Annotated in this window: 14 protein-coding genes; 10 read left to right on the top strand and 4 right to left on the bottom strand. The window is 31.6% G+C overall.

Annotation, left to right across the window (positions count from 1 at the left end):
• Positions 1-28: 28 nt before the first annotated feature.
• The 3 genes from OA85_RS09850 (at position 29) to OA85_RS09840 (ending at position 4282) form a co-directional block, all read left to right on the top strand.
• Positions 29-1087, top strand: coding sequence for a nucleoid-associated protein (locus OA85_RS09850; RefSeq protein WP_039109588.1), 1059 nt, complete (start codon positions 29-31; stop codon positions 1085-1087).
• Positions 1088-1297: 210 nt separating this feature from the next.
• Positions 1298-1537 (top strand): hypothetical protein, encoded by a 240-nt coding sequence (locus OA85_RS09845; protein ID WP_052257203.1) that lies wholly within the window; start codon positions 1298-1300, stop codon positions 1535-1537.
• A 375-nt stretch (positions 1538-1912) separates the two neighbouring features.
• The gene (locus OA85_RS09840) at positions 1913-4282 is read left to right on the top strand and encodes a GAF domain-containing protein (RefSeq protein WP_039109587.1); all 2370 of its coding nucleotides are present in this window, start codon (positions 1913-1915) and stop codon (positions 4280-4282) included.
• On the opposite strand, the gene OA85_RS09835 is transcribed toward OA85_RS09840, so the two are convergent.
• Positions 4279-5463: a Pycsar system effector family protein gene (locus tag OA85_RS09835; RefSeq protein WP_039109585.1), complete on the bottom strand. Its 1185-nt coding sequence runs from the start codon at positions 5461-5463 to the stop codon at positions 4279-4281. The genes OA85_RS09840 and OA85_RS09835 overlap by 4 nt on opposite strands.
• A gap of 24 nt (positions 5464-5487) precedes the next feature.
• Between OA85_RS09835 and OA85_RS09830 the strand changes: the two genes are divergently transcribed.
• Positions 5488-9219 (top strand): metallophosphoesterase, encoded by a 3732-nt coding sequence (locus tag OA85_RS09830; protein ID WP_039109584.1) that lies wholly within the window; start codon positions 5488-5490, stop codon positions 9217-9219.
• Here the strand turns inward: OA85_RS09830 and OA85_RS09825 are convergent.
• Positions 9202-10083, bottom strand: coding sequence for an SdiA-regulated domain-containing protein (locus OA85_RS09825; RefSeq protein ID WP_039109583.1), 882 nt, complete (start codon positions 10081-10083; stop codon positions 9202-9204). The two genes, OA85_RS09830 and OA85_RS09825, sit on opposite strands and share 18 nt — an antisense overlap.
• A 22-nt stretch (positions 10084-10105) precedes the next feature.
• Positions 10106-11170 carry a hypothetical protein gene (locus OA85_RS09820; protein WP_039109582.1) on the bottom strand — a complete coding sequence of 355 codons (1065 nt, stop codon included), beginning with the start codon at positions 11168-11170 and terminating at the stop codon, positions 10106-10108.
• A 345-nt stretch (positions 11171-11515) separates the two neighbouring features.
• On the opposite strand from OA85_RS09820, the gene OA85_RS17015 reads away from it, so the two are divergent.
• From OA85_RS17015 to OA85_RS09790, 6 genes are all read left to right on the top strand, one after another.
• Entirely contained in the window at positions 11516-13345 is a 1830-nt protein-coding gene (locus OA85_RS17015; RefSeq protein WP_052257202.1) for a PAS domain S-box protein, read from the top strand.
• Positions 13346-13570: 225 nt separating this feature from the next.
• The gene (locus OA85_RS09810) at positions 13571-14485 is read left to right on the top strand and encodes an ABC transporter ATP-binding protein (RefSeq protein WP_039109581.1); all 915 of its coding nucleotides are present in this window, start codon (positions 13571-13573) and stop codon (positions 14483-14485) included.
• Between the two features lie 4 nt (positions 14486-14489).
• Positions 14490-15326 (top strand): ABC transporter permease, encoded by an 837-nt coding sequence (locus tag OA85_RS09805; RefSeq protein ID WP_039109580.1) that lies wholly within the window; start codon positions 14490-14492, stop codon positions 15324-15326.
• Positions 15327-15341: 15 nt separating this feature from the next.
• Positions 15342-17657 (top strand): T9SS type B sorting domain-containing protein, encoded by a 2316-nt coding sequence (locus OA85_RS09800; protein WP_039109579.1) that lies wholly within the window; start codon positions 15342-15344, stop codon positions 17655-17657.
• 24 nt (positions 17658-17681) lie between these two features.
• Entirely contained in the window at positions 17682-22151 is a 4470-nt protein-coding gene (locus OA85_RS09795) for a T9SS type B sorting domain-containing protein (RefSeq protein WP_039109578.1), read from the top strand.
• Positions 22152-22232: 81 nt separating this feature from the next.
• The gene (locus OA85_RS09790; RefSeq protein WP_039109577.1) at positions 22233-25019 is read left to right on the top strand and encodes a T9SS C-terminal target domain-containing protein; all 2787 of its coding nucleotides are present in this window, start codon (positions 22233-22235) and stop codon (positions 25017-25019) included.
• Positions 25020-25172: 153 nt separating this feature from the next.
• Here OA85_RS09790 and typA read toward each other — a convergent pair whose 3' ends face one another.
• The gene (gene typA / locus OA85_RS09785) at positions 25173-26969 is read right to left on the bottom strand and encodes a translational GTPase TypA (protein ID WP_039109576.1); all 1797 of its coding nucleotides are present in this window, start codon (positions 26967-26969) and stop codon (positions 25173-25175) included.
• Positions 26970-27000 lie beyond the last annotated feature (31 nt).

Raw genomic sequence — 27000 nt, 5'->3', positions numbered from 1 at the left:
CTCTCATCTAAAATATAAAACACAAAATATGATCAACTTATATAACACCCACATCGAGAACTTATCAATTCATAGAGTTGGTAATAAAAGTAGAAACGAAGCTATTTTTTTATCAGAGCAGCCGTTTAATTTAAATGATGAAATTGTACCCTTGATGAAAGAATTTTTCTTTAAACCTTTTAGAGAAAAAGAAGAAAACTATTTTCAATTCGCCCATGAAATCGATTTGGATTATAATGATATGTTCAAATTTGCTACGGAAATTTTTGAAAATCCAAGTGCTATTCATGAAACTTCAAAAAAAATTACGAAACACTTATTTGAGCAATCCAATCATCCGCACATCAAGAATGGAGAGGTTTATGTTACGTATTTAACAAACGTTAGTATAGACAATAATGTAGTAGATGCCATAGGGATATTTAAAAGTGAGATACAAGCTGACTTTTTACAATTTGAGGAAAAAGAAACGCACTTAGAAATGATTTTGCAACAAGGTGTAAGTTTAAATAAATTAGACAAAGGCTGCTTAATCTTTAATTATAAAAAAGAAGAAGGTTATAAAATCCTAACGGTGGACAGCAACCGTTACGATGCAAGATATTGGCTGGAACATTTTCTTTCAGTAGATGCTTTTGAGGATGAAAATTTCATTACTAAAAAATATTTGAAATTCTGTCAGAACTTTGCCAAAGACGTTGTTTTCCCTGCCGAAGACAAAAAAGAAGAGGTGATGTTCATGAATCGTTCCGTGAATTATTTTGCCAAAAACGATCAGTTCGAAGAGACTAATTTCTTAAATGAAGTTTTAGACAACCCGGATTTGATTCCAGAATTCAAGAATTATAAAATCGACAAAGGAGAAAAATACAGCATTGAAGATGTAACTTCTTTCCCTATTGCTAATGCCGCAGTTTCTGACGCTAGAAAATCAATCAAAAACGTAATCAATTTAGATACGCATATCCAAATAAAAATGGATTTCATCAATCCTGAAAGTGCAGAGAAATTTGTAGAAAAAGGTTGGGATGAAGAAAAACAAATGTACTATTACTTAGTTTATTTCAATAAAGAAGAAAAATCATAGATTTCAGAAAAATACAATTAATACTCAATCCTCAATTACTAAAGTAGTTGGGGATTTTTTTTGACTTTACAAGACAAAAAAGAGTTGTTATTTATCTTACTTGTAAGAAATTTTATGTTTTTATTAACATATTATGCATTTAATCGATTTTATTTGATATTTAAACGATTATTAATTAAGTTTAAATCCCCAAATCTTAATACCCAAATTATGAACACAATTGAAATCAAAGAAAAATTTCTGAAGAAAAACATTTTGTGTTCATTGTTTGGGCATAAAATTATTACAACCCGGAATGTCACAAATCATTTCAAAGAATTTAAATGTACTGTTTGCCATCTTGAATTAACTAACGATGAAAATGGTCAGAAAACATTTCTTACCCCAGAACTAAAAGAAATAAACGAAACATTGATTGGGTTTTATAAAAAAAGGGTTCATGCCCTTTAGTATCCGTTTCCGTTTTACACATTTTTTTTTATAAAGCTGCAAATTAGTAGCTTTTTATTAAAGTCAATTTCATTAAATAAAAGTTTTCAAGAATTAAATTACAATATATTACTAACCTACTAAAACCTTGAAAAGATGCTAATCCTTCTATTAATAAAGTCTATAATGATATTGAGACAAAAAAATAACCAAAAAAAATTATTAAAGTACAATAGCATTGCTATTACACAATTGTCGTAAATCTATTTAAGGATACAAAATTAGTGTCCAAAAAATCACTACATTAAATTCAATCAAACTACTAAAAAAAAGAACCTAAAATTAGTCTATCCAATTTCGTTTATCTGTAATTTTGTATTCTAAATAAACTATCCGATGGATTATCATTTTTTCAAAGAAAGCCCATTCAAAACCTTGATTTCGTTTCATAAACTCATTGAAACATTAGAGGAAATTGCATCAACCAATGTGGATTATCGCTCTAATTATGCCAAAGCTTTATTGGAAGAAATAGAACCTTTCCCAGAATTCAGAACTGGAATTGAGGATTTTAATTTAATTCATAATAATGAAACACTGATAAAATATTTGCTTGCTGACCTATTTCCTACAGCTTTGACAAATAATGAAATTAAAGCGGTTACCATTCCTTTCCAAAATTTTACTTTTAATTATACCGAAAGATTCAAAAAAATACTTCATAATGCCGGAGCAACTTTTGACATGGCAATCCGGGATTTTGATGGCAATCAATTCTACATCATGAATTGTATTTTGATTTTGAACACATATTATAATCAGCATTTCGATTTCAACAAACCTTTGTTTTACGATATACCAGATGCAAATGGCATTATGAAACATTACAGAATTCTATATAATGCCGATTTTATGGAAATCATCCCTACTGATAAAGCGATAACATTAACTCCAGATGACATTGATTTATTGATGGATAATTATGATAATATTGATTTATGGAAAGAAAAATTTCCCAATGAAAGTTGGATTTTAAAAGGTTTTGGTATAGTATCATTATTTGATGCTTCTATTGAAAGTGCTATTTCTAACTTAAAAAGTAACCTTTTAAAATCAGAAACAGAGCAAGCCGATAACAACCAAAATTTTGAAACCATTTTCCGTTCTATTTTCAAAATATCAGATTTAAAAATTGGTTTAATCATTTATAATGAAGAAGATGAAAAATTTATAAAACCTCCTTATGATGACAAAAAAATAGGCAGTTTTATTCTTAACGATATGCCAGAAGCCGATTGTAAAAATGCCCTTTTTGGTTGCTCTTTGGAAAACATTTTAGAACAAAATAAACCTTTTGTAATTTCAAACGTTAAAAAATTTGCTACAACACCAGGGAATGAAAAACTAGGCGAACATTTTTTAAGACTAAATATTCAAAGCTGTATTCTAGCTCCTGTAATAAAAAATGATAAACTTTTAGGTATTATAGAATTGGTTTCTGCAAAACCTAGAGAACTTAACAGCGTAAATGCAAACAATCTAGATTTGATTTTACCTTATTTAGTAGATACATTGGAGCGTTACAAAAATGATATGCAACACCAAATAGAAGCTATCATTCAAAGGGAATATACTACAATTCACCCAAGCATTTATTGGAAATTTAGAAGAGAAGCCCAGAAATATTTTCAAACTAACAATCCTAATAAAGATTATATTTTCAAAGAAATTGCATTTAAGGAAGTATATCCTTTGTATGGTCAAATCGACATTAAAGGTTCTTCTGAACATAGAAATGAGACTGTAAAAGAAGATTTGAGAAAACAACTGAAAACACTCCTTGAAATTTTTGAAAGCCTAAAATCAAATACGAATCTTGTATTATTGGAGCAACGAAAATTTGAATTACAATCGTTTTTTACGGAATTAAATTCTCCTCTTAAAGCAGATACAGAACAACAAATTCAACGTTATATTGAAACTGAAATCCATCCCATTTTAAATAATTCAAAAATGGATAATGAGTGCCAAATTTTGGCTGAGAATTATTTTAAAAAACTAGATGAAAAAACAGGAATGTTTTATCATTCCAGAAAGAAATTCGATAATGCAATGTCAATTATTAATAAAAAATTAGCTTCCATTTTAGATAAAAAGCAAGTTGAAGCTCAAAATATTTTCCCACATTATTATGAAAGATTCAAAACTGACGGTGTAGAACACAATCTTTATATAGGTGCTTCAATCGCTCCAACTAAAGTTTTTGACAGTATGTATCTTCATAATTTAAGATTATGGCAATTGCAAACTTTATGTGAAATGGAATTAGAACACCATCTACTCAAATCTTCGTTGCCTTATGAACTCGATGTAACCTCCTTAATTTTAGTATTCAGTTCTCCTATCACTATTCGATTTAGAATGGACGAAAAACGTTTTGATGTTGATGGAACCTACAATGCCCGCTATGAAGTTGTAAAAAAACGTATTGACAAAGCTAACATTAAGGGAACCAAAGAAAGAATTACCCAAAAAGAAAAAATAACGATAGTATATTCCCATAATCAGGAAGAAACGGAATATTTGAATTACATTAAATTTTTACAATTCAAAAAAATATTGGAACCAACGATCGAGCAATTTGAAGTAGAGGAATTGCAGGGAGTTTCAGGTCTTAGAGCCATTAGAGTAAAAGTAATAAATGACAATAAGGAACAAGTTACTGAAAATTATTCCTATCAGGATTTACTGGATGAGCTAAATTAGGCCCCAACCATTTTGAATGCTATAACAAAAGCAAGAACCGAAATAACAATTCCAATCATAAAAAGATTATAGGCTATTCTCAATAGCCTGTATTTTTTTTCTAAAACGATTCCTAAGAAATACAAATCTTTAATCATCGAATTATAAATATACTCTCTGTCTTTCATCATTTCATTCATGGCCCATTCATAGTCTTGCAAGGGCATTTTATAGAAATTACCAAAGAAAAGTAAATTCACTTTTTTATTTTCAATGTCTTGCTTAGTAAAAACGCCTCTTGTTACTTTTGGCCGTGTAGAAAGTATGGCAAAAATGATCGTAATTACACTAGAAATCACCATAATAAAGGTTGGAATCACCAAATGGGCATTTTTGGGACTATCAAGTTTTGGAATAATTGTAGAAAGTGCAATTGAAATAATAATTGCATTTACAGAAAGTAGAATATTGGCCTTACTATCAGCAATACCACTCAATCGGGTATGATTACCAAGTGTAACTCTGAAAACAGTATCAATACCGCGTTCCGGTTTTTCCTCTTTTTCTTTCTTTTTATCTTCTTTTTTCAATTTTTCTTTCTTTTTATTTTCAGGTGAATTAATTTTTTTAAAGATTTTTTTTATATTTTTTTCTTTTAATGGTTGCCAATGTTCTAAAGCAAAATCAGTATAAAATTGATGTTTATTTACTAAAAAATCCCAATTTTCAGTAGCCCAATCTTTATCTGAATACGTTTTATCTTCTGTATTTTCCCATTCTTTTCTCAAAACTTCACAACTGGACAAATAATCATCACTAAAAAGATGGTAATAATCGGCATCCTTAATTATTTTTTCAAGAAGAGTCTGTGGCACATATTCCTTTGCAGTAGCTTTTATTAAATTGACAATTTTTGTAATATACTCATCAGACTTCCCTTTCTCTTTCAAAAATTGGGTAGCAATAGTACTGCTGGAATCTTCGTGATTTGCACAACCATTAATATACCCAACGTCGTGAAACCATGCTGCAATAAGCAAAATCTCTTTATCAGAAGGATTTACACTCATACCGTCAGCAAGTTTTAAAACTGCTGCAACCATCTCACGAGTGTGATGAATATTATGGTAAGTATATGAATTAGAAAGTTTATCTTTGAGTTGTTTTGCAACAAAATCTTCGGCTTGTTCTATAAGATTCATAAGAAATAATTATACTACTAAATTATGGAATTGTTTTTGGATAATCGTTTTATAAATAGGAATAAAATAAATTTCGGTTTTATTCTTATATTCTTGGTATTACAATCTTGTGCTACACATCATGCGCAATTTGGTAAAAACATAAAAAATCCTGTAACTGAAAACGCTTCTGATACTTCAAAAATTGTGCATACTTTTTTTTTAGTAGGCGATGCGGGTAATGCAAATGAAGAGAAAGCACAGCAAACACTTGATTTACTGTCTAATCAATTGAAAAAAGCAACTGATAATTCTACTCTTTTATTTCTTGGAGATAATATTTATCCCAAAGGATTACCCAATACTGACCATCCAAATGAACGAATTATTGCTGAAAACAAGCTAACAAATCAACTAAAACTCTCTAAAAATTTCAAAGGCAAAACCATTTTCATACCAGGGAATCATGATTGGTACAGCGGTATAAAAGGATTAGACCGACAAGCTAAATTTGTAACGGATTATCTCAACGATAAAAAATCATTTTTACCCATAAAAGGATGTGGAATTGATGATTTAGAAATAAATAAAAACCTGACACTAATCACTATAGACAGCCAATGGTTTTTGGAAGATTGGGATAAAAGCCCAACTATAAATGATGATTGTAACATCAAAACAAGGGAAGCTTTTTTTGACGAATTAGAAAATATCTTAAATAAAAATCAGGACAAAACAGTGGTACTGGCACTTCATCATCCGTTGATGAGTAATGGAACTCATGGCGGACAATTTTCATTAGAAAAACAACTTTTCCCATTAGAAGAAAAAATTCCGTTGCCAGTTGTTGGTTCTTTAATAAATTTGATACGAAAAACGTCGGGAATAAGCCCACAAGACATTCAAAACAAACAATATACCCTTTTTGTAAAAAGAGTAAAAACATTAATTCAAAGTCAGGATAATGTTATTGTAGTTTCTGGACACGATCATAATTTACAATATATTGACAAGGACAATATCAAGCAGATTATTAGCGGTGCCGGATCAAAATCAGAAGCAGCAAAGGCTGTTTTTCCTACTGATTTCTCTTATGGCGGAAATGGCTTCGCTGCATTAAATATTTATGAAAATGGTTCTGCAAAAGTCTTATTTTATGGGAATGAAAAAAACACCGAAAAATTACTTTTTGAACATTCAGTTTTAAATTCGAAAGAGAATTACAACCAGATATTCCCTTCTTCATTTCCCAAAATGACCACTGCTGCAATTTACTCTGAAAAACAAACCCATAAAAATGGATTTTATAAGTTTCTCTTTGGACAACATTATAGAAAACAATACAGTACTCCAATAACGGTTCAAACCACTACAATTGATACCATTTTTGGTGGATTAAAACCCAAAAGAGCCGGAGGCGGGCACCAATCTAAATCATTACAATTAGTTGATAAAAATGGAAAAGAGTATGTGATGCGAGCCCTAAAGAAAAGTGTATCCCGTTTTCTGCAAGCTGTAGCGTTCAAGGACCAATTTGTTGTAAACGAATTTGAAGATACCTATGCCGAGAATTTTTTGTTTGACTTCTACACCACTTCACATCCTTATACTCCATTTGCAGTGGGGAATTTAGCAGAAAAAATTGGTCTAGCCCATACCAATCCATTATTATATTACATCCCAAAACACAAGGCTTTAAAAGGTTTTAATACTGATTTTGGTGATGAATTGTATATGGTGGAGGAGCGTCCTACTGATAATCAGAAAGACTTGACAACCTTTGGTAAACCAAATGCAATTATTGGAACGGATGATTTATTAAAAAATCTGCGCAAAGACGAGAAATATACTGTGGATGAAACTGCTTATATCAAAGCAAGATTATTTGATATGCTCATTGGTGATTGGGATAGACATAGTGACCAATGGCGTTGGGGAGAATATAAAGACGGTGAAAAAATAGTCTATAAACCCATTCCTAGAGATAGAGATCAAGCTTTTTCTAAATACGACGGAGCGCTGCTTTCGCTCTTAATGAATATGCCCGCATTGCGCCACATGCAAACTTTTAAAGAGGCAATCCGAAACGTGAAATGGTTCAATCGCGAACCGTATCCACAAGATATTGCTTTATTAAAAACAGCCAATGAAAACGATTGGATTAACCAAGCTAAATTCATTCAGGAAAATCTATCTGACGCCGACATTGATAACGCTTTTAATAATTTGCCTGCAACAATCCAAGATGAAACTATCGAAAGTATTAAACAAAAATTGAAAGTTAGGAAAACGCAATTGCAACGCTATGCTTCTGAATATTATAAAGTGCTGCAGAAAACAGTTTTGATTGTTGGTACTGATAAAAAAGACAAATTTATAATTACCCATAAAGCAAAAAACAATCTTGAGATTGCCGTTTATCGCATCAAAAAAAATGAAGAAGAATTGGTTTACACCAAAAATTTTACAGCTGGTACAACTAAAAACATTTGGATCTATGGCTTGGATGATGATGATTTTTTTGAAGTAAAAGGCAACGCAAAAGCGAACATAAATATTCGATTGATTGGCGGACAAAACATTGATTCTTATACAATAGAAAACGGAAGAAAAATAAAAATATATGATTTTAAATCAAAAGAGAACACTTATGCTTTAGACTCTAAAACTAAAACTGTTTTGACGGACGATTATGAAACCAATCTTTACGATTATGAAAAACCTAAATACAACGCATTTTCAGGATTGCCTTTTGGTGGTTATAATCCTGATGACGGAGTAAAATTAGGCTTCATTGCAAATTATACCGTAAATAAATTTAATCAGAATCCATACACTCAAAAACACGTTCTTAAAGCCAATTATTTTTTTGCAACCAATGGATATGAACTCATTTACAACGGCTCTTTCCCTAAAGCTGTAGGCAAATGGGATTTGGATTTAGAATCAAAATTCACAAGTCCTAATTTTACCATTAATTATTTTGGTTCTGGAAATGAGACCATAAACAATGATGAAACGTTTGGCATGAATTACAATCGAGTTCGTCTTCGAACACTAAAAGTAACACCATCTATTAAGAAAATAGGAAAATATGGAAGTGAAATTAGTTTTTCGACCACTTTTGAAAAAATCAGTGTCGAAGAAACCAATAATCGTTTTATAAATATTCCAGGAGTTGTAAATCCTGATGTTTTTGGTAGCCAACAATTTGCAGGAGCTACCGTTAAATACAGTTTTGAAAATTATGACACTCCTTCATTTCCAACTATGGGGTTTGGATTTTCGGTAGCTGGAAGTTGGAAAATGAATACAAATGATGCACAAAGAAATTTCCCTACATTAGAAAGTAAAATTAATTTTAATCATAAAATTGACGCTAATGGAAAAGTCATTTTGGCAACAATTCTAAAATCAAAAATACTATTAAACAACAATTTCGAATTTTATCAAGGTGCCACATTAGGAGGTGATTATGATTTAAGAGGATATAGAAACGAGCGCTTCCTAGGAAAACAGTCTTTTTATCAAAGTAGTGATATTCGATGGAATTTAGGAAAAATAAGACGAAGTGTAATTCCCATGTCCTACGGGATTTTAGGCGGTTTTGATTATGGTCGTGTTTGGGTCAATGGCGAAAATTCAGATAAATGGCATCAATCTTTCGGTGGTGGATTATGGCTCAATGGATTGAATGTGATTACGGCTAGAATCACTTATTTTAAAAGCGCCGATGAAGAAGCTCGTATTGCTTTTGGATTAGGATTTGGATTTTAGTTTTTTGAGAGAAACCTCATAGACCTTTCCTCCTATTTTCTTTGTTCTTTCATCTGCAATAATCAAAGTTTCATTATCCTTAAAGCAAATGGCTTCTTTTTGAGAAAAGTGGTTTAAATACAATTCTGTTTTAATTCCTTTGAGGAAATTATCTCCTGTAAAATTCTCGAAAACCCAAATTTTGTCATGGCTTAAAACAACCACTTTCGATTCATCCGGACTTATGCTTGCACTCGTTATTGCACAATGATTATAATCTCCGCATGTCTTGAATACTCCCATAAATTCTGCTTGATGAAAACCTGCTGCATTTGGTACTTTATACAAATAGGAAGTTCCATCAAAACCTTTGCTTCGATTTTTGGTAAACAGATAGAAATTATTTTTAAACTCAAAAAAACCTTCAACATCATAGAACATTGCAGTTTTTTTGGGTGGAAAATCTTTTTGTTCCGGATAAGCAAATGAAATTTTGTAAACTGGGGCTGTACTTTCGTTACCTAATGAATTTTTATCAATTTTATAAATACACAAATCCTGACGCAAATTGTCATTGTTACCAAAATCACCAATGTATAAATTCCCTTCTTTATCTTTTGAAATATCTTCCCAATCAATATTTTCAGTGTTTTCAATGGTTATATTTTTAACTATTTCTCCATTGGAATTTAATCCATAAATTGAATTTGCATTCCCACTGTCTTCTAATGTCCAAAGCAAATTGTTCCTTGGAAAATAGGTAATCCCCGAAACTTCTTTTAACTTTTTAGGCAAAGAATAAAGCGTAGTTAATGAATTTAAATCCTGTTGGCAGGATAAAAAAATAAAAGCAACTACAACCGAAATATAGTTTTTTAAACCCATTGTATATAAATTTATAAAAAGACTAAAATCCAGTATTGAATAAATTAGTGTTTTTAAAGTTTCTGGTAATAAATTCAAAAGCCGCACTCATTACATTCCCCATAGATTTTGCTTTTTTAAAATTCAAATCATTGGTATAACTATACAGCTCTAATTTCAACTGATTTAAATGTTCATCGGTAGAAATAACATCAGAACCCATGATTTGCAACAACCTTTTGATTCGATTTTCGGCAGAGTGAATCCTTTTAGCTAAAACGGCTCGCTCTTCATCTTTATACTGCTCAATGGAGCTATGTTGCAGTTTATCTTTAACCAACTTTACCATTGGATAATTTTCTTTAAAAAACTGCGGACGATACACTTTAAAATTTCCTTCAAAGCATTGTTGGTCAAAATCAATAGCACGAATTTTATAAACAACATGGTCAAAATCATGCGTTGGCACAATTACATAATTATAAGAACGCATATCACCAAGCAATCGAATCATACAGCGCTCATTGAACTTCACAAATTCTTTTGCTATTTGTGATTTCTCGATTTCGGTACAATCATTCAGAAGTGTTTTCATAAACACATCTCCAGGAATTCCCATAATGTGTTCTTCGATTAAAGTGTCTTTGTACACTAAAAAATTTATTTTATCCGGAGACAAAATATGTTCTAATTCCAGTCCATATACTCGAGAAGCATCGGCTTTCTTTACATAAAAATGAGTGTAATTATCATTGAGAATGTTTCTGACTTTGATTCGAAAAGGCTTTGAATTTCCAAAAGTGCAATAATCGATTGAATCCACATTCAGAAATTTAATAATTCCCAAATTACCATCAGAATGTAAAAGGGAATAGATTTTCATCAAAGTCAAATCAATCTCTTTTCGTTCAAATTCATTATAATACACCCTAATCCACAAAGTATCCTGATCGTTTTTATCATACACATTTATAGAACCGGAAAAACGCAACAAATCATCATAAAAAATAGGCACTTTTGAGATTCGGTCAAACCGTTCCAAATAATCCAAAAGCGAATTATTTATGGGATAAGATGGTTTTTTAAAAAGCATTATTGGCTCGCTCATTCGAAAAATATTTAATGCAAAATTACGATAAATTAGAGTTTAAAATATCCTAATTACGAACTTCTTCAACTCCCTAATTATGATAGTTTTTATTGTTAGGAAGGAATTTCTAAAACTATTTTATAAATACCATTGCATCAAGAAAAAAGCGTTATCAGTTTAGCTGTTTTATGATTTGAAAAAGACTTTTCTTAAAATCAATATTTTTTATATTCCCTTTAAATATTATTTAAAAAACACTCCAAAAAGGGAATCAAACTTCCATTTTTATGTTAAAAAGAATTCTAACCCAACATATTTACTATATATTTGACTCCCCCTCAACTGATTAAATTAATACCTACTATGACAAATATGCCTGAGCTATATTTAAAAGCTGCACAATCGGCAAAGATTGGTGTATGGAAGATGAACTTACTAACAGATAATGTCTTTTGGGATGCTGTCACAAAAGATATTCTAGAAGTTCCTGAAGATTTCAAGCCAATAAATGGAAATGGAATTAATTTCTATACGGAGGGTGAAAATAGAGATAAAATTAGATTATTAATTGATAAGGCAATCAACGAAGGAATATCTTTTGAAGATAAATTTCAAATCATCACTGCTAAAAATAATATTAAATATATAGAATGTATCTGTCAAGTTGAATTGCTTGACGGAAAAACAACTAAATTGTTAGGTACTTTTCAAGACATCACAAAAGAGCAAAATTTAATCAACGAACTTCAATTAAACGTTGAAAAATTTTCTTCTATTTTCTCAAGTGCCAATGATTCAATTATTATCATTGACACTTCTAATGGAATTATAACAGATTGTAACCCCCGAACTACTTCACTTACCGGTTACGAATGTTCTGAATTAATAGGCTTACATAATTCGGAATTATTCCCTTTAGAATATAAAAAACAAGTCCGCGTTTTTCTAACTTATAATTTAACTAAGGATGATTATATAGTAAATGAAACTTATTTAAAAACTAAATCCGGCGAATCTATACCCGTAGAAATCGCAACTGGTAAAAAATTTCAGGTCAATCAAATCACCTATTTAGTTTGTTTCATCAGAGATATTAGCGAAAGAAAAAATACGGAACAAAAACTAAAACTGTTATCCCTAGCTGCTTCAGAAACTACTGATACAATAGTAATTGCGAATACAAAGGGAGAGGCAATATGGGCAAACCAAGCCTATTTAGATCTAACTGGATTAGATATGAATGAAATATTAGGTCAAAGACCCGGATATTTATCCAAAGGCCCGGAAACAGATATACAAACTACAGCAATAATGCGAAAAGCAATTCGGGATAAGGAAAGTATAAAAATCATTATTCTGAATTACAATAAGAAAAAAGAAAAGTACTGGTTTGAATTGAATATTACTACCGTTTTTGATAGTCAAAATAATTTTATAAATTTTGTTGGTGTTGGCAGAGATGTTACACTCAGAATTGAAAAAGAAATTGAACTTAAGCATTTACTAGATGTCACCAGCCAACAAAACAATAAGCTATATAATTTTACCCATATTGTTTCACACAATATTCGTTCCCATACAAGTAATTTATCTATGGTTGTCGATGTAATTGAAAATACTGACGATATTACTGAGAAACTTTCTTATTTTGATTTATTTAAAGAAGGAACCGAAAAGCTATCAGAAACGATAGAATATTTAAATGAAATTATAACGATTCAGCAAAAAACTAATATTGAAAAAACAAAGATTCATTTAAAGGATGAAATCGAAAAAACAAAAAAATCATTGAGTTTAGTTATCAAAGAAAGTCAGATAACAATAACACATTCAATCCCTGAAGACTTAACAGTCAATGTAATCCCTGCTTATTTAGATAGTATTTTACTTAATCTATTTACCAATGCAATAAAATATAAATCTCCTCAACGCAACGCTATTTTAGAAATTGGCTATGAAATAAATAAAAATTTTGTTGTCATAACTTTCAAAGACAATGGATTAGGATTAGACTTAAAGAAAAATGGCCACAAAATTTTCGGGATGTATAAAACTTTTCATGGCAATGAAGATGCCAAAGGAATTGGATTATTTATAACAAAAAGTCAACTTGAGGCAATGGACGGTAAAATTGAAGTAGAAAGCGAAGTTGGTTCTGGTTCTATTTTTAAAATATATCTGAATGAGAAATAAGATGACCTAAGTTATGGATAGTCATAAAAGCATTGATAAATCAATGAATATGCTTGTGTCTAAAAATTAGTTTTGTATAACAATCCATTCACAATAGATAAATTTAAAAAAACTGCGAAAAATTGAATTCAGTCTGAATATTAATTGATAAGACAAACTAATTCCGGTTTAATAGTAACAAATACTAACCTTGTTCGTCCTATATAAAACTTAAAAAAAGACACTTTGGAAATTATACTCTCTATTAAAAATCTTAACAAGCGTTATGGCAGTTTACAAGCCTTAAAAGACGTTTCATTTGACATATATAAAGGTAATGTTTACGGAATTCTTGGTCCAAACGGTAGCGGAAAATCAACAACATTAGGGATTGTTTTGAATGTTGTTAATAAAACTTCCGGAGAATATAGCTGGTTTGGCGGCACTATGCAAACCCACGAAGCGTTAAAAAAAGTGGGAGCCATAATAGAAAGACCTAATTTCTATCCGTACATGACGGCAAAAGAAAACTTAGAATTGGTTTGCAAAATAAAAGGCATCAATTATACTAAAGTAAATGAAAAACTGGAATTAGTAGGTTTAATAGACCGACAGGACAGTAAATTCAGTACTTTTTCTCTTGGGATGAAACAACGCTTAGCAATAGCTTCTGCCCTACTGAATGATCCAGAGATTTTAATTCTTGATGAACCGACGAATGGTTTAGATCCACAAGGAATTCATCAAATTCGAGATATAATCAAACATATTGCGGCAAAAGGAACTACCATTTTACTGGCATCCCATTTATTGGACGAAGTAGAAAAAGTATGTACACATGCACTCGTTTTAAGAAAAGGTGAAATTTTATATTCTGGGTTAGTTGGCGGTATGTCTACCAATGAAGGATTCTTTGAGTTACAAGCTGATGATAATGAAAATTTGGCATTCGTTTTAAAGACGCATCCTGCTGTAAAAAATATTGCAAATGAGAGTGGAAAAATTTTAGTTTATTTAAAACATGATTGGGAAGCAAGTGAATTGAATCAATTTCTTTTCGAAAAAAACATTGTATTAAGTCATTTGGTTAAACGAAAAAACAGCTTGGAAGAGCAATTTTTAGAATTAACAAATAACGCTAAACCAACTATCAAAAACTAAACTAATGAAACGACTTCTCTCAATAGAACTACAAAAAATATGGAAAAATAAAGCTAGCCGAGTATTAACTTTGACTTATTTTATTTTACTAACTTTTATTGCATTAATTGCTTCTATCAAATTTGATCTTGGAATTTTCAAACTTCATCTTGCCGAAATGGGCATTTTTAATTTTCCTTTTATTTGGCATTTTAATACCTATATTGCTGCTATTCTAAAATTATTTTTGGCGATTGTTATTGTATCAATGATGGCAAATGAATACAGTTACGGTACATTAAAACAAAACCTGATTGACGGAATGAGTAAAAAAGAATTTATTATGTCAAAATTTTTGACAATAATTTTATTTGCTGCAGTATCAACGGTTTTTGTGTTTATAATGTCATTAATTTTAGGATTTAGCTTTTCCTCATATACTGAAATCGGAATTGTTTTCTCTGATCTAGAATATATTTTGGCCTATTTTATAAAGTTAATTGGATTTTTCTCTTTCTGCTTATTTTTAGGAATTTTAGTAAAACGTTCTGCATTTGCTCTTGGTTTTCTTTTAGTTTGGAATATTATTGAAGGTATTGCCAAGGGAATCTTAACTTTTAAAATATTCCCTGATAGCGATAAGGCATCGTATATAACCCAATTTTTTCCACTGGAATCCATGTCTAATTTAATTGTGGAACCATTCTCCAGATTATCAATTATTAAGTCTATTGGAAACCAAATTGGAATAGAAAACGGTAAAGATTACGGTGTTCATTTCTCCTCTATAATAATCGTTTTATGTTGGACTGGAATTTTTACATTCTTATCCTATCGCTTATTAAAAAATAGAGATTTGTAGTATCTTTACAGTGCTATGAAATGTATAAAAATAATCTTATTTTATATCTTCATTCGTTGCTCTATATTTAGTGCAACGGCGCAATCTATATCAGTAAATGACTCTTATACAGCACAACAACTTGTTGAAAATGTTTTAGTAAATAGTTCTTGTGCTAACATTTCAAACCCAATTGCAACTGGAGATACATTTACTGCTGGGCAAAATAGTTATGGCTATTTTAATAATCAAGGGGGTAGTTTTCCTTTTATTGAAGGCGTGCTTTTAAGTACTTGGAGCAGCCAAAATTCCATAGGACCATTTGTAAGAAATAAAGGAGGGGGAGATCCTTCTTGGCCAGGTGATACTGACTTAGATAAAGAATTAGGTATCAAAACGGTAAACGCAACAATCTTAGAATTCGATTTTACGCCTTTAACTAATTTCATAAGTTTCGATTACATATTTGCTTCTAATGAATATCAAGATGATTTTCCTTGTCGTTATTCTGATGGATTTGCATTTTTAATAAAAGAAAAAGGCAGTGCCAGTAGTTATCAAAATTTAGCGGTGCTTCCCAGTACTTCTACTCCTGTTTCATCACAAAATGTTCACCCAACAATTCTACCTTTTGGTGTAGGTGGAGGCTGTCCTGCAAAAAATGAAAACTATTTTGGTGGATACAGCTCAGCCACAAGTCCTACGAATTATAGTGCACAAACAATAGTAATGAATGCTCAAACAAATGTATTAGCAGGAACAACTTATCACATAAAATTAGTAATTGCTGATGATAGTAATGAATATTATGACTCCGCTGTTTTTCTAAAGGCCGGTAGTTTTTCTCCAAAAATAGATTTAGGACCTGATCGACTCTTAGCAACGAATAACCCAATTTGTTTTGGCGGAAGCTATACTATTAATACTAATCTACCAGCCAGTTACAGCTACAAATGGTTTAAAGATTCTAATGAAATAATAGGCGAAACTAGTCCATCCCTAACCGTTACTGATACTGGCAACTACAAAGTTGAAGTTACCTTGTCCCCAACAACTTGCATTGCAATGGATGACATAAGAATAGAATATACTCCCGAAATTATTTTGAATGACACTATACTTTCACAGTGCGACGACAATAATGATGGGATTTCCGTTTTTGATTTGACTAGAGTTGATGCTTTGGTAAAAAACAATACCCCTAACTTAAGCACTATTGTTTATTATGAATCTTTAGTTGATGCGCAAACGCAACTTAATCCAATTGTGAATCCAACAAATTATCAAAATAAAACAATAAACCAAATAGTCTTTGCCAGAACTACAAATTCTTTTGGTTGTGCGAATTATGCGAAAGTTACCCTTCAAATTTCAAACAATAGTATTGCTCCCCAAAATCCAATTTCGACTTGTGATGGAGATACCGTTCAAGATGGTTTGTATCATTTTGATTTAAATGCACAAGTAACTCCACACGTTTTAAATGGACTGCCAGCAGGATTAATTGTTGAATATTATTTGAATACAACTGACGCAATTACACAAAAGAATTCTTTACCAAATACTTTTAATAATACTGTTGCAAACCAACAAATCATTTATGCCCGAATTGTAAATGGTTCTGATTGTTATGCTATTACTCCGGAAACGCTTATAGTTAATACTTTTAATCCATCAAATTTTCAAGATCAGAAAGCTGTTTTATGCAACGGTAGTTCTATTAACTTATCTGTTGCCAATGGATTTTCCAGTTATTTATGGAATACGGGAGAAACTACAAATACAATTAATGTTACTTCTTCAGGCAACTATTCCGTAAAAGTTACTAATATAAATGGTTGTATTGCGACAAAGACTTTTGATGTATCTGCATCAGGAATTGCGGTTATTACCGGTGCTACAATAAATGATTTTGATGGAAACGAAAATTCAGTTTTAATTGAATATACAGGAGTAGGCAATTATGAATTTTCTCTTGACGGATCATTTTTTCAAGATAATCCGTTATTCAACGCAGTTGCTGCAGGAGATTATTTAGTTTATGCCCGAGATAAAAATGGTTGTGGTTTATCCAATCCATTTAAAATTTATGTTTTAGATTATCCTCGTTTTTTCACTCCAAACGGAGATGGATTTAATGATATTTGGGAAATTAAAAATCTAAATCTGTTACCAAAATCTAAAATAACGATTTTCGACCGTTATGGTAAATTACTAAAAGAACTTAGTTCTACAAGTTCCGGTTGGAATGGAACTTTCAATGGATATACCTTACCCTCAGATGATTACTGGTTTAACTTAACCTTTGAAGATGGAAGAATTATAAAAGGACATTTTTCATTAAAAAGATAAAACTTAATTTCCTATTTTTATAAAATGAAAAGAATAATACTCCTTTTTTTTACTTTTTTATCTATTACTTGCTTTGCCCAATTTAGTAAAACACATTACATTCCGCCCTTAACCTGTGGAACAAATTTAGCAGGTGATCATTATATCTATATTTCAACTCCAAGCAGTACAAATGTCAATTTTAAAATTATGCCAAACGGAGGCAGTATAATAACAGGCGTTGTCAATAACAATAATCCTTATATTTATACCATTGGACAAGGAGATAATACGCAACTATTCACTCCAAAAACAACCATCGGAATTTTAATAAACAAAGGCTATATAATTGAAGCTGAAGATTTAATTTATGCAAGTGTAAGAGTCAATTCAGGCCCAAACCCAAATGCATACGTTCATGCAGGAGGATTAGTATCTAAAGGAAATAGCGCTCTAGGAAAAACGTTTCGATTAGGTGCCATGTTAAATCCACTTTATGATAGTACTGTATTAAATTTCGCATCCATTCTTTCGACAGAAAACAATACAAAAATCACTGTTTCAAATATTCCTATTGGTACAGTTCTGTCAAATGGTACCACTATTACCGGACCAATAATAGTTACTTTAAACAAAAATGAAAGCTATGTTTTAGCATTAGAAAATTACAACAATAGTATTTCTAATAGTTCCAAAATGATTGGCGCCTTAGTAGAATCAGATAAACCTATAGTTGTCAATTCTGGTTCATTTGCAGGTAGCAACAGTACAAGTCTAAACGCTCAAGGAAATCCCGCCGGAAGAGATGTAGGTTTTGACCAAATTGTCCCTTTCGAAAAGACTGGAAAGGAATACATCTTTGTCAAAGGAATTGGAACTGATGAATTAGAACGTATTTTATTAATTGCGAATGTAGATAATACCAAAGTTTTCATTGACGGCACCACCCTTTTTAAAACTATTAACAAAGGAGAATATGCCGATATTGATGGAAGTAAATTTACTAATGGAAATTTATACGTATCTACTTCTGAAAATGTTTTTGCTTATCAAAGCATTGGAGGATCCGAATCTCCAGCTAATCAAAATCTTTTTTTTGTACCACCTTTAAACTGTGCAACACCTAGCATTGTTGACAATATTCCATCTATTGAATCTATAGGAAATACATTTTATAATGGCGGCTTAAATATCGTTACTGAGACGGGAGCAACAGTAACCATAAATAATAACCCAATAACTAGCCTACCAGTTGCTGTTATTGGAAATCCTAACTATGTAAGATATACTGAAAACAATCTGGTGGGAAACATTGCAGTAAAATCCAACAGGCAACTCTATGTTTCTTATTTTGGAACTAATGGAGCTGCAACCTATGGTGGTTATTATTCCGGTTTTGATACTAAACCAGAAATTGTTACTGATAAAATTTTAGCGTCCAATTCCGCATGCATTCCAAATGTAAAGTTAAAAATTAGCACTTTATCGTCTTATGATACCTTTCAATGGTATTTCAATGATAATCCAATTAATGGTGCAAATTCAAATTCATACACTCCTACTCAACCTGGCTATTACCAAGTAAAAGGAAGTATTTTGGGCTGTCCAAGCATAATTCCTATTTTTTCAGATAAAATTCCAGTAAGTGATTGTCCATTAGATTCAGATAATGACGGAACTAATAATAACATTGATATTGATTTGGATAATGATGGCATAACAAATGCTCTTGAAGCAAACATCTCCCTATTAAATCAGTCAAATACGATTACAAGTTCAGACTATAATGCCACAATAACCGGAAGTGGAACTATTACAGGAAAACCATTATATGGATTTGTATCACAGGTTCCAGCTGGAATAACCAATTCAGTTTCATACACTTTAAACCTAACTAAACCTGAAAGTATTAGCATTAATTATATAGCTCAGGATAATTCAAACCAAATTACAGCTGTTTCCGAATACTTAAATGCTGAGGGAGATTTTATTTTACAAGTTCCAGCAAATAAAACCATTACGTTGACAGACCTGCAAAATCAATTACTAATAGATACTAATTATGATGGGATTTATGAAAGTGGAGTGACTGAATTTTCTTCTTTCGAAATCCGTTTTCGATTAAAAAATACAACACCATTAACTCCAGGTTTAGGTAGCTTCCAGTTTTCATCTTATCTTACTAATTCGGTTACATTAACCCATACGAATCTATCCGATACAAGCGTCAATAAAGCAATTTTCATGATTAGTCATACCGAAACCTTTGATTCAGATTCTGATACAATCCCTGATTTATTTGACTTAGATAGTGATAATGATGGAATTCCTGATACTATTGAAGCTCAAGGAAAAGGGTTTAAAGTTTTTTCAGGAATTGATTCTAATAAAAATGGATTGGACAATGCTTTCGAACCAGGACTAATTCGAATTAATACCGATAATGATATCTTCAATACATTTCCTGTTGTATATGATTTACTTGATTTAGACAGTGACAATGATGCCATTTATGACTTGGTTGAATCGGGAAGTAATGCTATTGATGCCAATAAAGATGGAATTATAGATGGTTTGCCTGTTTCTTTTGGTACCAACGGTTTATTTGATGGACTTGAAACGAGTCCGGACAGTGGTAAATTAAATTATACGATAGCTGATACCGATTCAGATGGGAATTTTAACTACATCGATTTGGACAGTGATAATGACATTTGTTTTGATGTTTTTGAGGCTGGTTTTAACGATCCTAATAATGATGGAATATTAGGAAGTAATCCCGTTACAGTCAATACAAATGGTAAAGTTACAAGCGGTGTAGGATATAGCACTCCAAATAACAATTACATTATTGCTGCACCAATTGAAATCACTACACAACCGCAAGCAAAGCCGGCATGTGAATTACAAAACACAACAATTACAGTACTTGATAATGGTGGAAATACATACCAATGGCAACTTTCAACTGATGGAACTACTTGGAATACTATTTCAAATAATGCAATTTACAGCGGTGCTACCACGAATATACTTTTCTTAAAAAGTGTAAAAAATGCAATGAACGGATATAAATACAGAGTAAAACTGGAAAAAAATGGTAATTCTTGTGGCTTAATTTCTGCCGAGACTACTTTAACCGTTTATGCCTTACCAATAATTAATACCGCCACAATTGTTCAATGTGACGATGATACTGACGGCTTTTCTAATTTTAATTTAACGGTGAAAAACAATGTTATCTCATCTAATTTTGCCTCCGAAACTTTCACCTATTACACCACACTTTCAGGAGCTCAAACAGCTGATAGAGCTAATTTAATTTCAAACCCTTTCGCTTTTAAAAATACAACAGTTGGTAGTATGAATGCTTGGACTAGAGTAGAAAATGGCAATGGATGCTATAATACAGTCCAAATTACCTTAGTAGTTTCTACTACTCAAATTCCAGCCACATTCAGTCGCACTTTTTCAAATTGTGATGACTTAGGCATTACTAATAACGATACTGATGGAATTTCTACTTTTGATTTTAGTAGTGTAACAACTGATATACTCTCAATTCTTCCTATGCCAGATTCTTCCTATTCTGTAAAATATTACAAAAATGAAGCAGATGCTTTGTCTGAAAGCGATGAAATTACAAATACTACAAACTATAGAAATGATGGTTATCCAACTGAACAAAAAATTTGGGTTCGTGTGGAAAGTACCGCTGATAACGCCTGTTATGGTTTAAGTCCCCGAATTACATTAAAAGTAAATCCAAAACCTAATATCGATACTAACGAAGATTTTGAAGAAAATGAATTGGTATGTTCCAACCTTCCCACTTTTTTTGTAAAACTAGGTTCCGGAATTCAAGATGGCTCACCAACAAGTGATTATACTTATGTTTGGAAGAAAGATGGAATTATTTTACCAAACGAAACAGCACCTACTTTGAATGTAAATCAAGAAGGTGATTATACCGTAGAAGTTAGCTCGCTTGCCGGTTGTAGCAGAATACGAACGATAAAAGTTACTGCTTCGGATGTTGCTAAAATTGCTAACATTGATATAGTTGATTTATCCGATTCAAATTCTATAACCATAAATGTAACAGGACAAGGGCAATACGAATATAGTATGGATGCTTCATTTGGACCTTTTCAAGAATCCAATTTCTTCAATAATGTTTCAGCCGGAATTCATGAAATATACATTAATGATAAAAATGGCTGCGGAATCGTTAGTCAATCAGTAGCTGTAATTGGAGTTCCTAAATTTTTTACACCTAATGGCGATGGCCAAAATGATTATTGGAATATAAAAGGAGTAAATGCCAGTTTCAATAAAAATTCTATCATTTATATTTTTGATCGTTATGGAAAACTTCTTCAACAAATAAACACTTCAAATCAAGGATGGGATGGAACTTTTAATGGTTTTCTTTTACCCGCAGACGATTACTGGTATACCCTAAAATTAGAAGACGGTAGAGAAGCAAAAGGCCATTTTAGTTTAAAAAGATAAAATATTAAACAATATTCACGTTTTATGTTAAAATTTATTTTTCATATACATATTAACTATATTTGTTAGTTTAAAACAAACATGAAATACAGTACACTAATTATCTTTTTTCTTCTGTTTTTTTCAATTACTACTTTTGCACAAAAAGAAGCTGCAAACTGGTACTTTGGTGCTGGAGCTGGTTTAGATTTTAATTCCGGAAGCCCTGTTGCCTTAATAAACGGTCAATTGAATACTGCCGAAGGGTGTGCAACTATTTCTGATAAAAATGGGAATTTACTTTTTTATACAGATGGTTCAATTGTATATGATAAATCACATCAGATAATGCCAAATGGTTATGGTTTACTGGGACATAACTCAAGCACACAATCAGCGATTATAGTTCCAAAACCAAACAATCCCAATTTATATTATATTTTCACCGTCGATCAACCACTTCCTGCAAATGTAGACAGTAATCCCCTAAATGATGAAGATCCGCCCAATAATGGACTAAACTACTCCTTAGTTGATTTAAGATTAAATAATGGTTTAGGAGATATTTCCATTAAAGAAAAAAACATACACCTCATAACCTATGATACAAATAATGATGAAGATGTAAAATTTAAATGCTCCGAAAAAATCACAGCAGTACAACATGGAGATGGTGTTTCTTTTTGGGTAATTACTCATTTCAAAAATACTTTTTATTCCTTCAAAATAACCAATCAAGGCGTTGATAAAAAACCTATCCAAACTAATACACCATTAAATGTACCTATTGGTGGTTATCTTTCAAATGCTATTGGTTATTTAAAAACATCCCCAAATGGAAAAAAAATAGCTATAGCGAATACCTCCGTAAAACAGAATGATGATTTAGGTCCAAAAAATAATATAATTAGAAACACCGGTAACGTATGGCTATTCGATTTCGATTCCGTTACAGGAAAAGTAAGCAATGGATTTTCAATTCTTAACGGCGTAAATCCATATGGATTAGAATTTTCAGCAAAATCTAAAAAGTTATATGTAACTACAAATCTATTCAGTAACGATGATGTTTCTTTAGGAAGCTTATTAATTCAATTTAACTTAAAAAGCTCAAATATTATTGGGTCAAAAACCACAATCAACTCATCCACAAATGTTGCAGGTGCATTACAATTAGCGCTTGATGAAAAAATATATCGCTCTGGATATCCTTTCGGAGCAAATGTTAGCAATAAATTATCGGTTATTAACAATCCTGAATTAGATGGTATCAGTTGTAATTTTTTACAAAATGAAATAGACTTAGGCATAGGAAAAGCAAAATTAGGCTTACCTCCATTTATTACTTCCCTCTTTTTATATGCATTTAGTTATGAGTTTAATTGTTTCGGCCAATCAACACATTTTTATATCAATTCTGTCGAAAAGATAGATGCTGTCCTTTGGGATTTTGGAGATGGTTCTACATCTACAAATAGAGATGCATATCATACCTACACTAAAACCGGTGATTATAAAGTAACGTTAATAAAAACTGTAAATGGAGAAGACAGGGAACCGCTTGAAAAGATAATTACCATTTATGATGTTCCTAAAATACTTTCGACACCCTATAAATTAGTTCAATGCGACACACAAGATAATATATCTACAGATGGATTAGCAACATTCAATTTGGCTTTAGCTAATGAACCTATTAGTTTAGGAAAAAAAGATTTTGAAGTATATTATTATCAAAGCGTTAGTGATGCCGATAATGATAATACGAACACCCTCTCAATTCCAGTAAATTACCGCAACAGTATTCCTGATGAAATTATATTTGCAAAAGTTACTCAACCCAACTCTACTTGTTATAGCATAGGATCCGTTATTTTACATGCCAATAAAAGCATTTTAATATTACCTGAAACAATGCACGAATGTGATCTTGGCCAAGGAAAAGGTCTGTTCAATTTGAAAGAGAAAAAAAGCTTAATAAAAACTGAATTGAATTTACCTTCAGATGTACGCTTATTTTTTTATGCCAATGAAGATGATGCCTCATTAGGAATCAATGAACTGGAAGAGAATTACACTTCAGCTTCAAAAACAATATTTCTTCGAGCTGAGAACAATGAAGGTTGTTATGGAACTGGACATTTTGAAATTATCGTAGAACCAACTCCAAAAATTAATGTTTTAGAAAATAGAATTCTATGTGAGGGAATTACAAATCCTTCGATACAATTAGATGCTGGAATATTAGCACCCTCAATTACCAGTGATTTTACCTATTCTTGGTCAACCGGTGAAACATCTCCTACAATATCAGTAAACAAACAAGGCGAATATAGTGTTATTGTAAAAAACAAATCAGGATGCTCAACAACACGAAAATGCATTGTAACGATATCCTATTTAGCAAAAATAAACAACATAATAATTCAAGATTTACAGCCCTTAAGCCAAGTTATAATTGAGGTGGTCAATCCAAATGATTACAGCTACATGATTCATTTTCAAAATGGCACTGAAACACCTTTTCAAAGTTCAACTATTTTTGAAAATGTACCAGGTGGTTTTCATGAATTGATAATAGAAAACAATGATGGATGTGGTCAAAAAATAAAAAGTTTTACTGTATTAGATGCGCCAAAATTCTTTACTCCAAATGATGATGGATACAACGACTACTGGAATTTAAAAGGAATAAATACACCTTTTTACAAAAATGCAGTTATATACATTTTTGATCGATACGGAAAATTACTTCGTCAATTATCTCCTTCAAGCCCTGGTTGGGATGGTACATTTCACAAAGAACCATTACCAGCTGACGATTATTGGTTCACAATAAAATTAGAAGACGGTAGAGAAGCAAAAGGCCATTTTAGTTTAAAAAGATAAGAACTATTATACAATCCAGATATTTGCAATCTATAAGTTTAAGAATTTATTAGTACATTTTTATGAGTACAAAAAAGTCACTGTGGCAAAAACAAAACCATAAAAAAAGCCATTCGAATAAACGAATGGCTTTTATATTTAAAAAAATAAAAATTAGAATTTAAATCTTTTTCTATCTGTTTCTGTCAAATATATTTTTCTTAAACGGATATTTTTTGGAGTTACCTCAACATATTCATCTTTCTGAATGTACTCTAAAGCTTCTTCTAATGAGAAAATAACTGGAGGAATAATTCTAGCTTTATCATCATTTCCAGATGAACGAACGTTTGATTGTTTTTTCTCTTTAGTAACGTTTACACACATATCATCGCTACGAGAGTTTTCTCCAATTACTTGACCTTCGTAAATTTCATCATTAGGATTAACGAAGAATCTACCACGATCTTGCAATTTATCGATAGAATAAGGAATCGCTTTTCCTTTTTCCATTGAAATCAATGAACCTTTGTTACGACCAGAAATTTCTCCTTTGTAAGGCTCATATCCTATAAAACGGTGTGCCATAATAGCCTCACCAGCAGTAGCAGTAAGCAATTGGTTACGCAATCCAATAATTCCACGTGATGGAATATTAAATTTTACAATCATACGTTCCCCTTTAGCGTCCATACTCAACATTTCTCCTTTACGTAAAGTAACAAACTCTACCGCTCTTCCAGAAAGAGTTTCTGGTAAGTCGATTGTCAATTCTTCAATAGGCTCACATTTTTTACCATCAATTTCTTTAATGATAACTTGTGGTTGACCGATTTGCAACTCATACCCTTCTCTTCTCATTGTTTCAATAAGAACAGATAAGTGAAGTACTCCACGACCAAAAACCATGAACTTATCAGCTGAATCAGTTTCACCCAATTTCATTGCTAAGTTTTTCTCTAGTTCTTTTGTCAAACGTTCTCTAATATGACGAGAAGTTACCAATTTACCCTCTTTACCAAAGAAAGGAGAGTCATTAATTGTAAACAACATACTCATAGTAGGCTCGTCAATGTCAATTGTTTTTAAAGCTTCCGGGTTTTCAAAATCAGCGATAGTATCTCCAATTTCAAATCCTTCAACACCAATAATTGCACAAATATCTCCAGCAATTACTTCTTGAACTTTCTTACGACCAAGTCCTTCAAAAGTGTGTAATTCTTTGATACGTGATTTAAAAATAGTACCATCTCTTTTTACTAAAGATATTGGCATACCTTCTTTCAATACACCTCTTTCAAGACGACCAATGGCGATACGACCTGTAAATGCAGAAAAGTCTAATGAAGTAATCAACATTTGTGGAGTTCCTTCAGAAACTTTAGGAGCTGGTACATTTTCAATAACCATATCCAACAATGCTTCCACATTATCAGTTACGTTTTCCCAATGGTCAGACATCCAGTTATTTTTAGCAGAACCATAAACAGTTGGAAAATCCAATTGCCATTCTTCAGCACCTAATTCGAACATTAAGTCGAAAACTTTTTCATGAACTTCTTCTGGAGTACAATTTTCTTTATCTACTTTATTGATTACAACACAAGGTTTTAATCCTAAGTCAATAGCTTTTTGTAATACAAAACGTGTTTGTGGCATTGGCCCTTCAAAAGCATCTACTAGTAAACAAACTCCATCCGCCATATTCAATACACGCTCAACTTCACCACCGAAATCGGCGTGACCAGGAGTATCAATAATGTTGATTTTTGTTCCTTTGTAAACTACAGAAACATTCTTTGAAGTAATGGTAATACCTCTTTCACGCTCTAAGTCGTTGTTATCAAGGATTAAGTCACCTGTGTTTTCGTTGTCACGAAATAACTGACAGTGATACATAATTTTATCAACCAAAGTTGTTTTACCGTGATCGACGTGGGCAATAATTGCAATGTTTCTAATAGATTCCATCTGTGATTTTTAATGGGTGCAAAGGTACACT

The organism is Flavobacterium sp. AED (assembly GCF_000812945.1).
Taxonomy (GTDB): domain Bacteria; phylum Bacteroidota; class Bacteroidia; order Flavobacteriales; family Flavobacteriaceae; genus Flavobacterium.
This window is presented reverse-complemented; position numbering and strand designations above follow the sequence as displayed.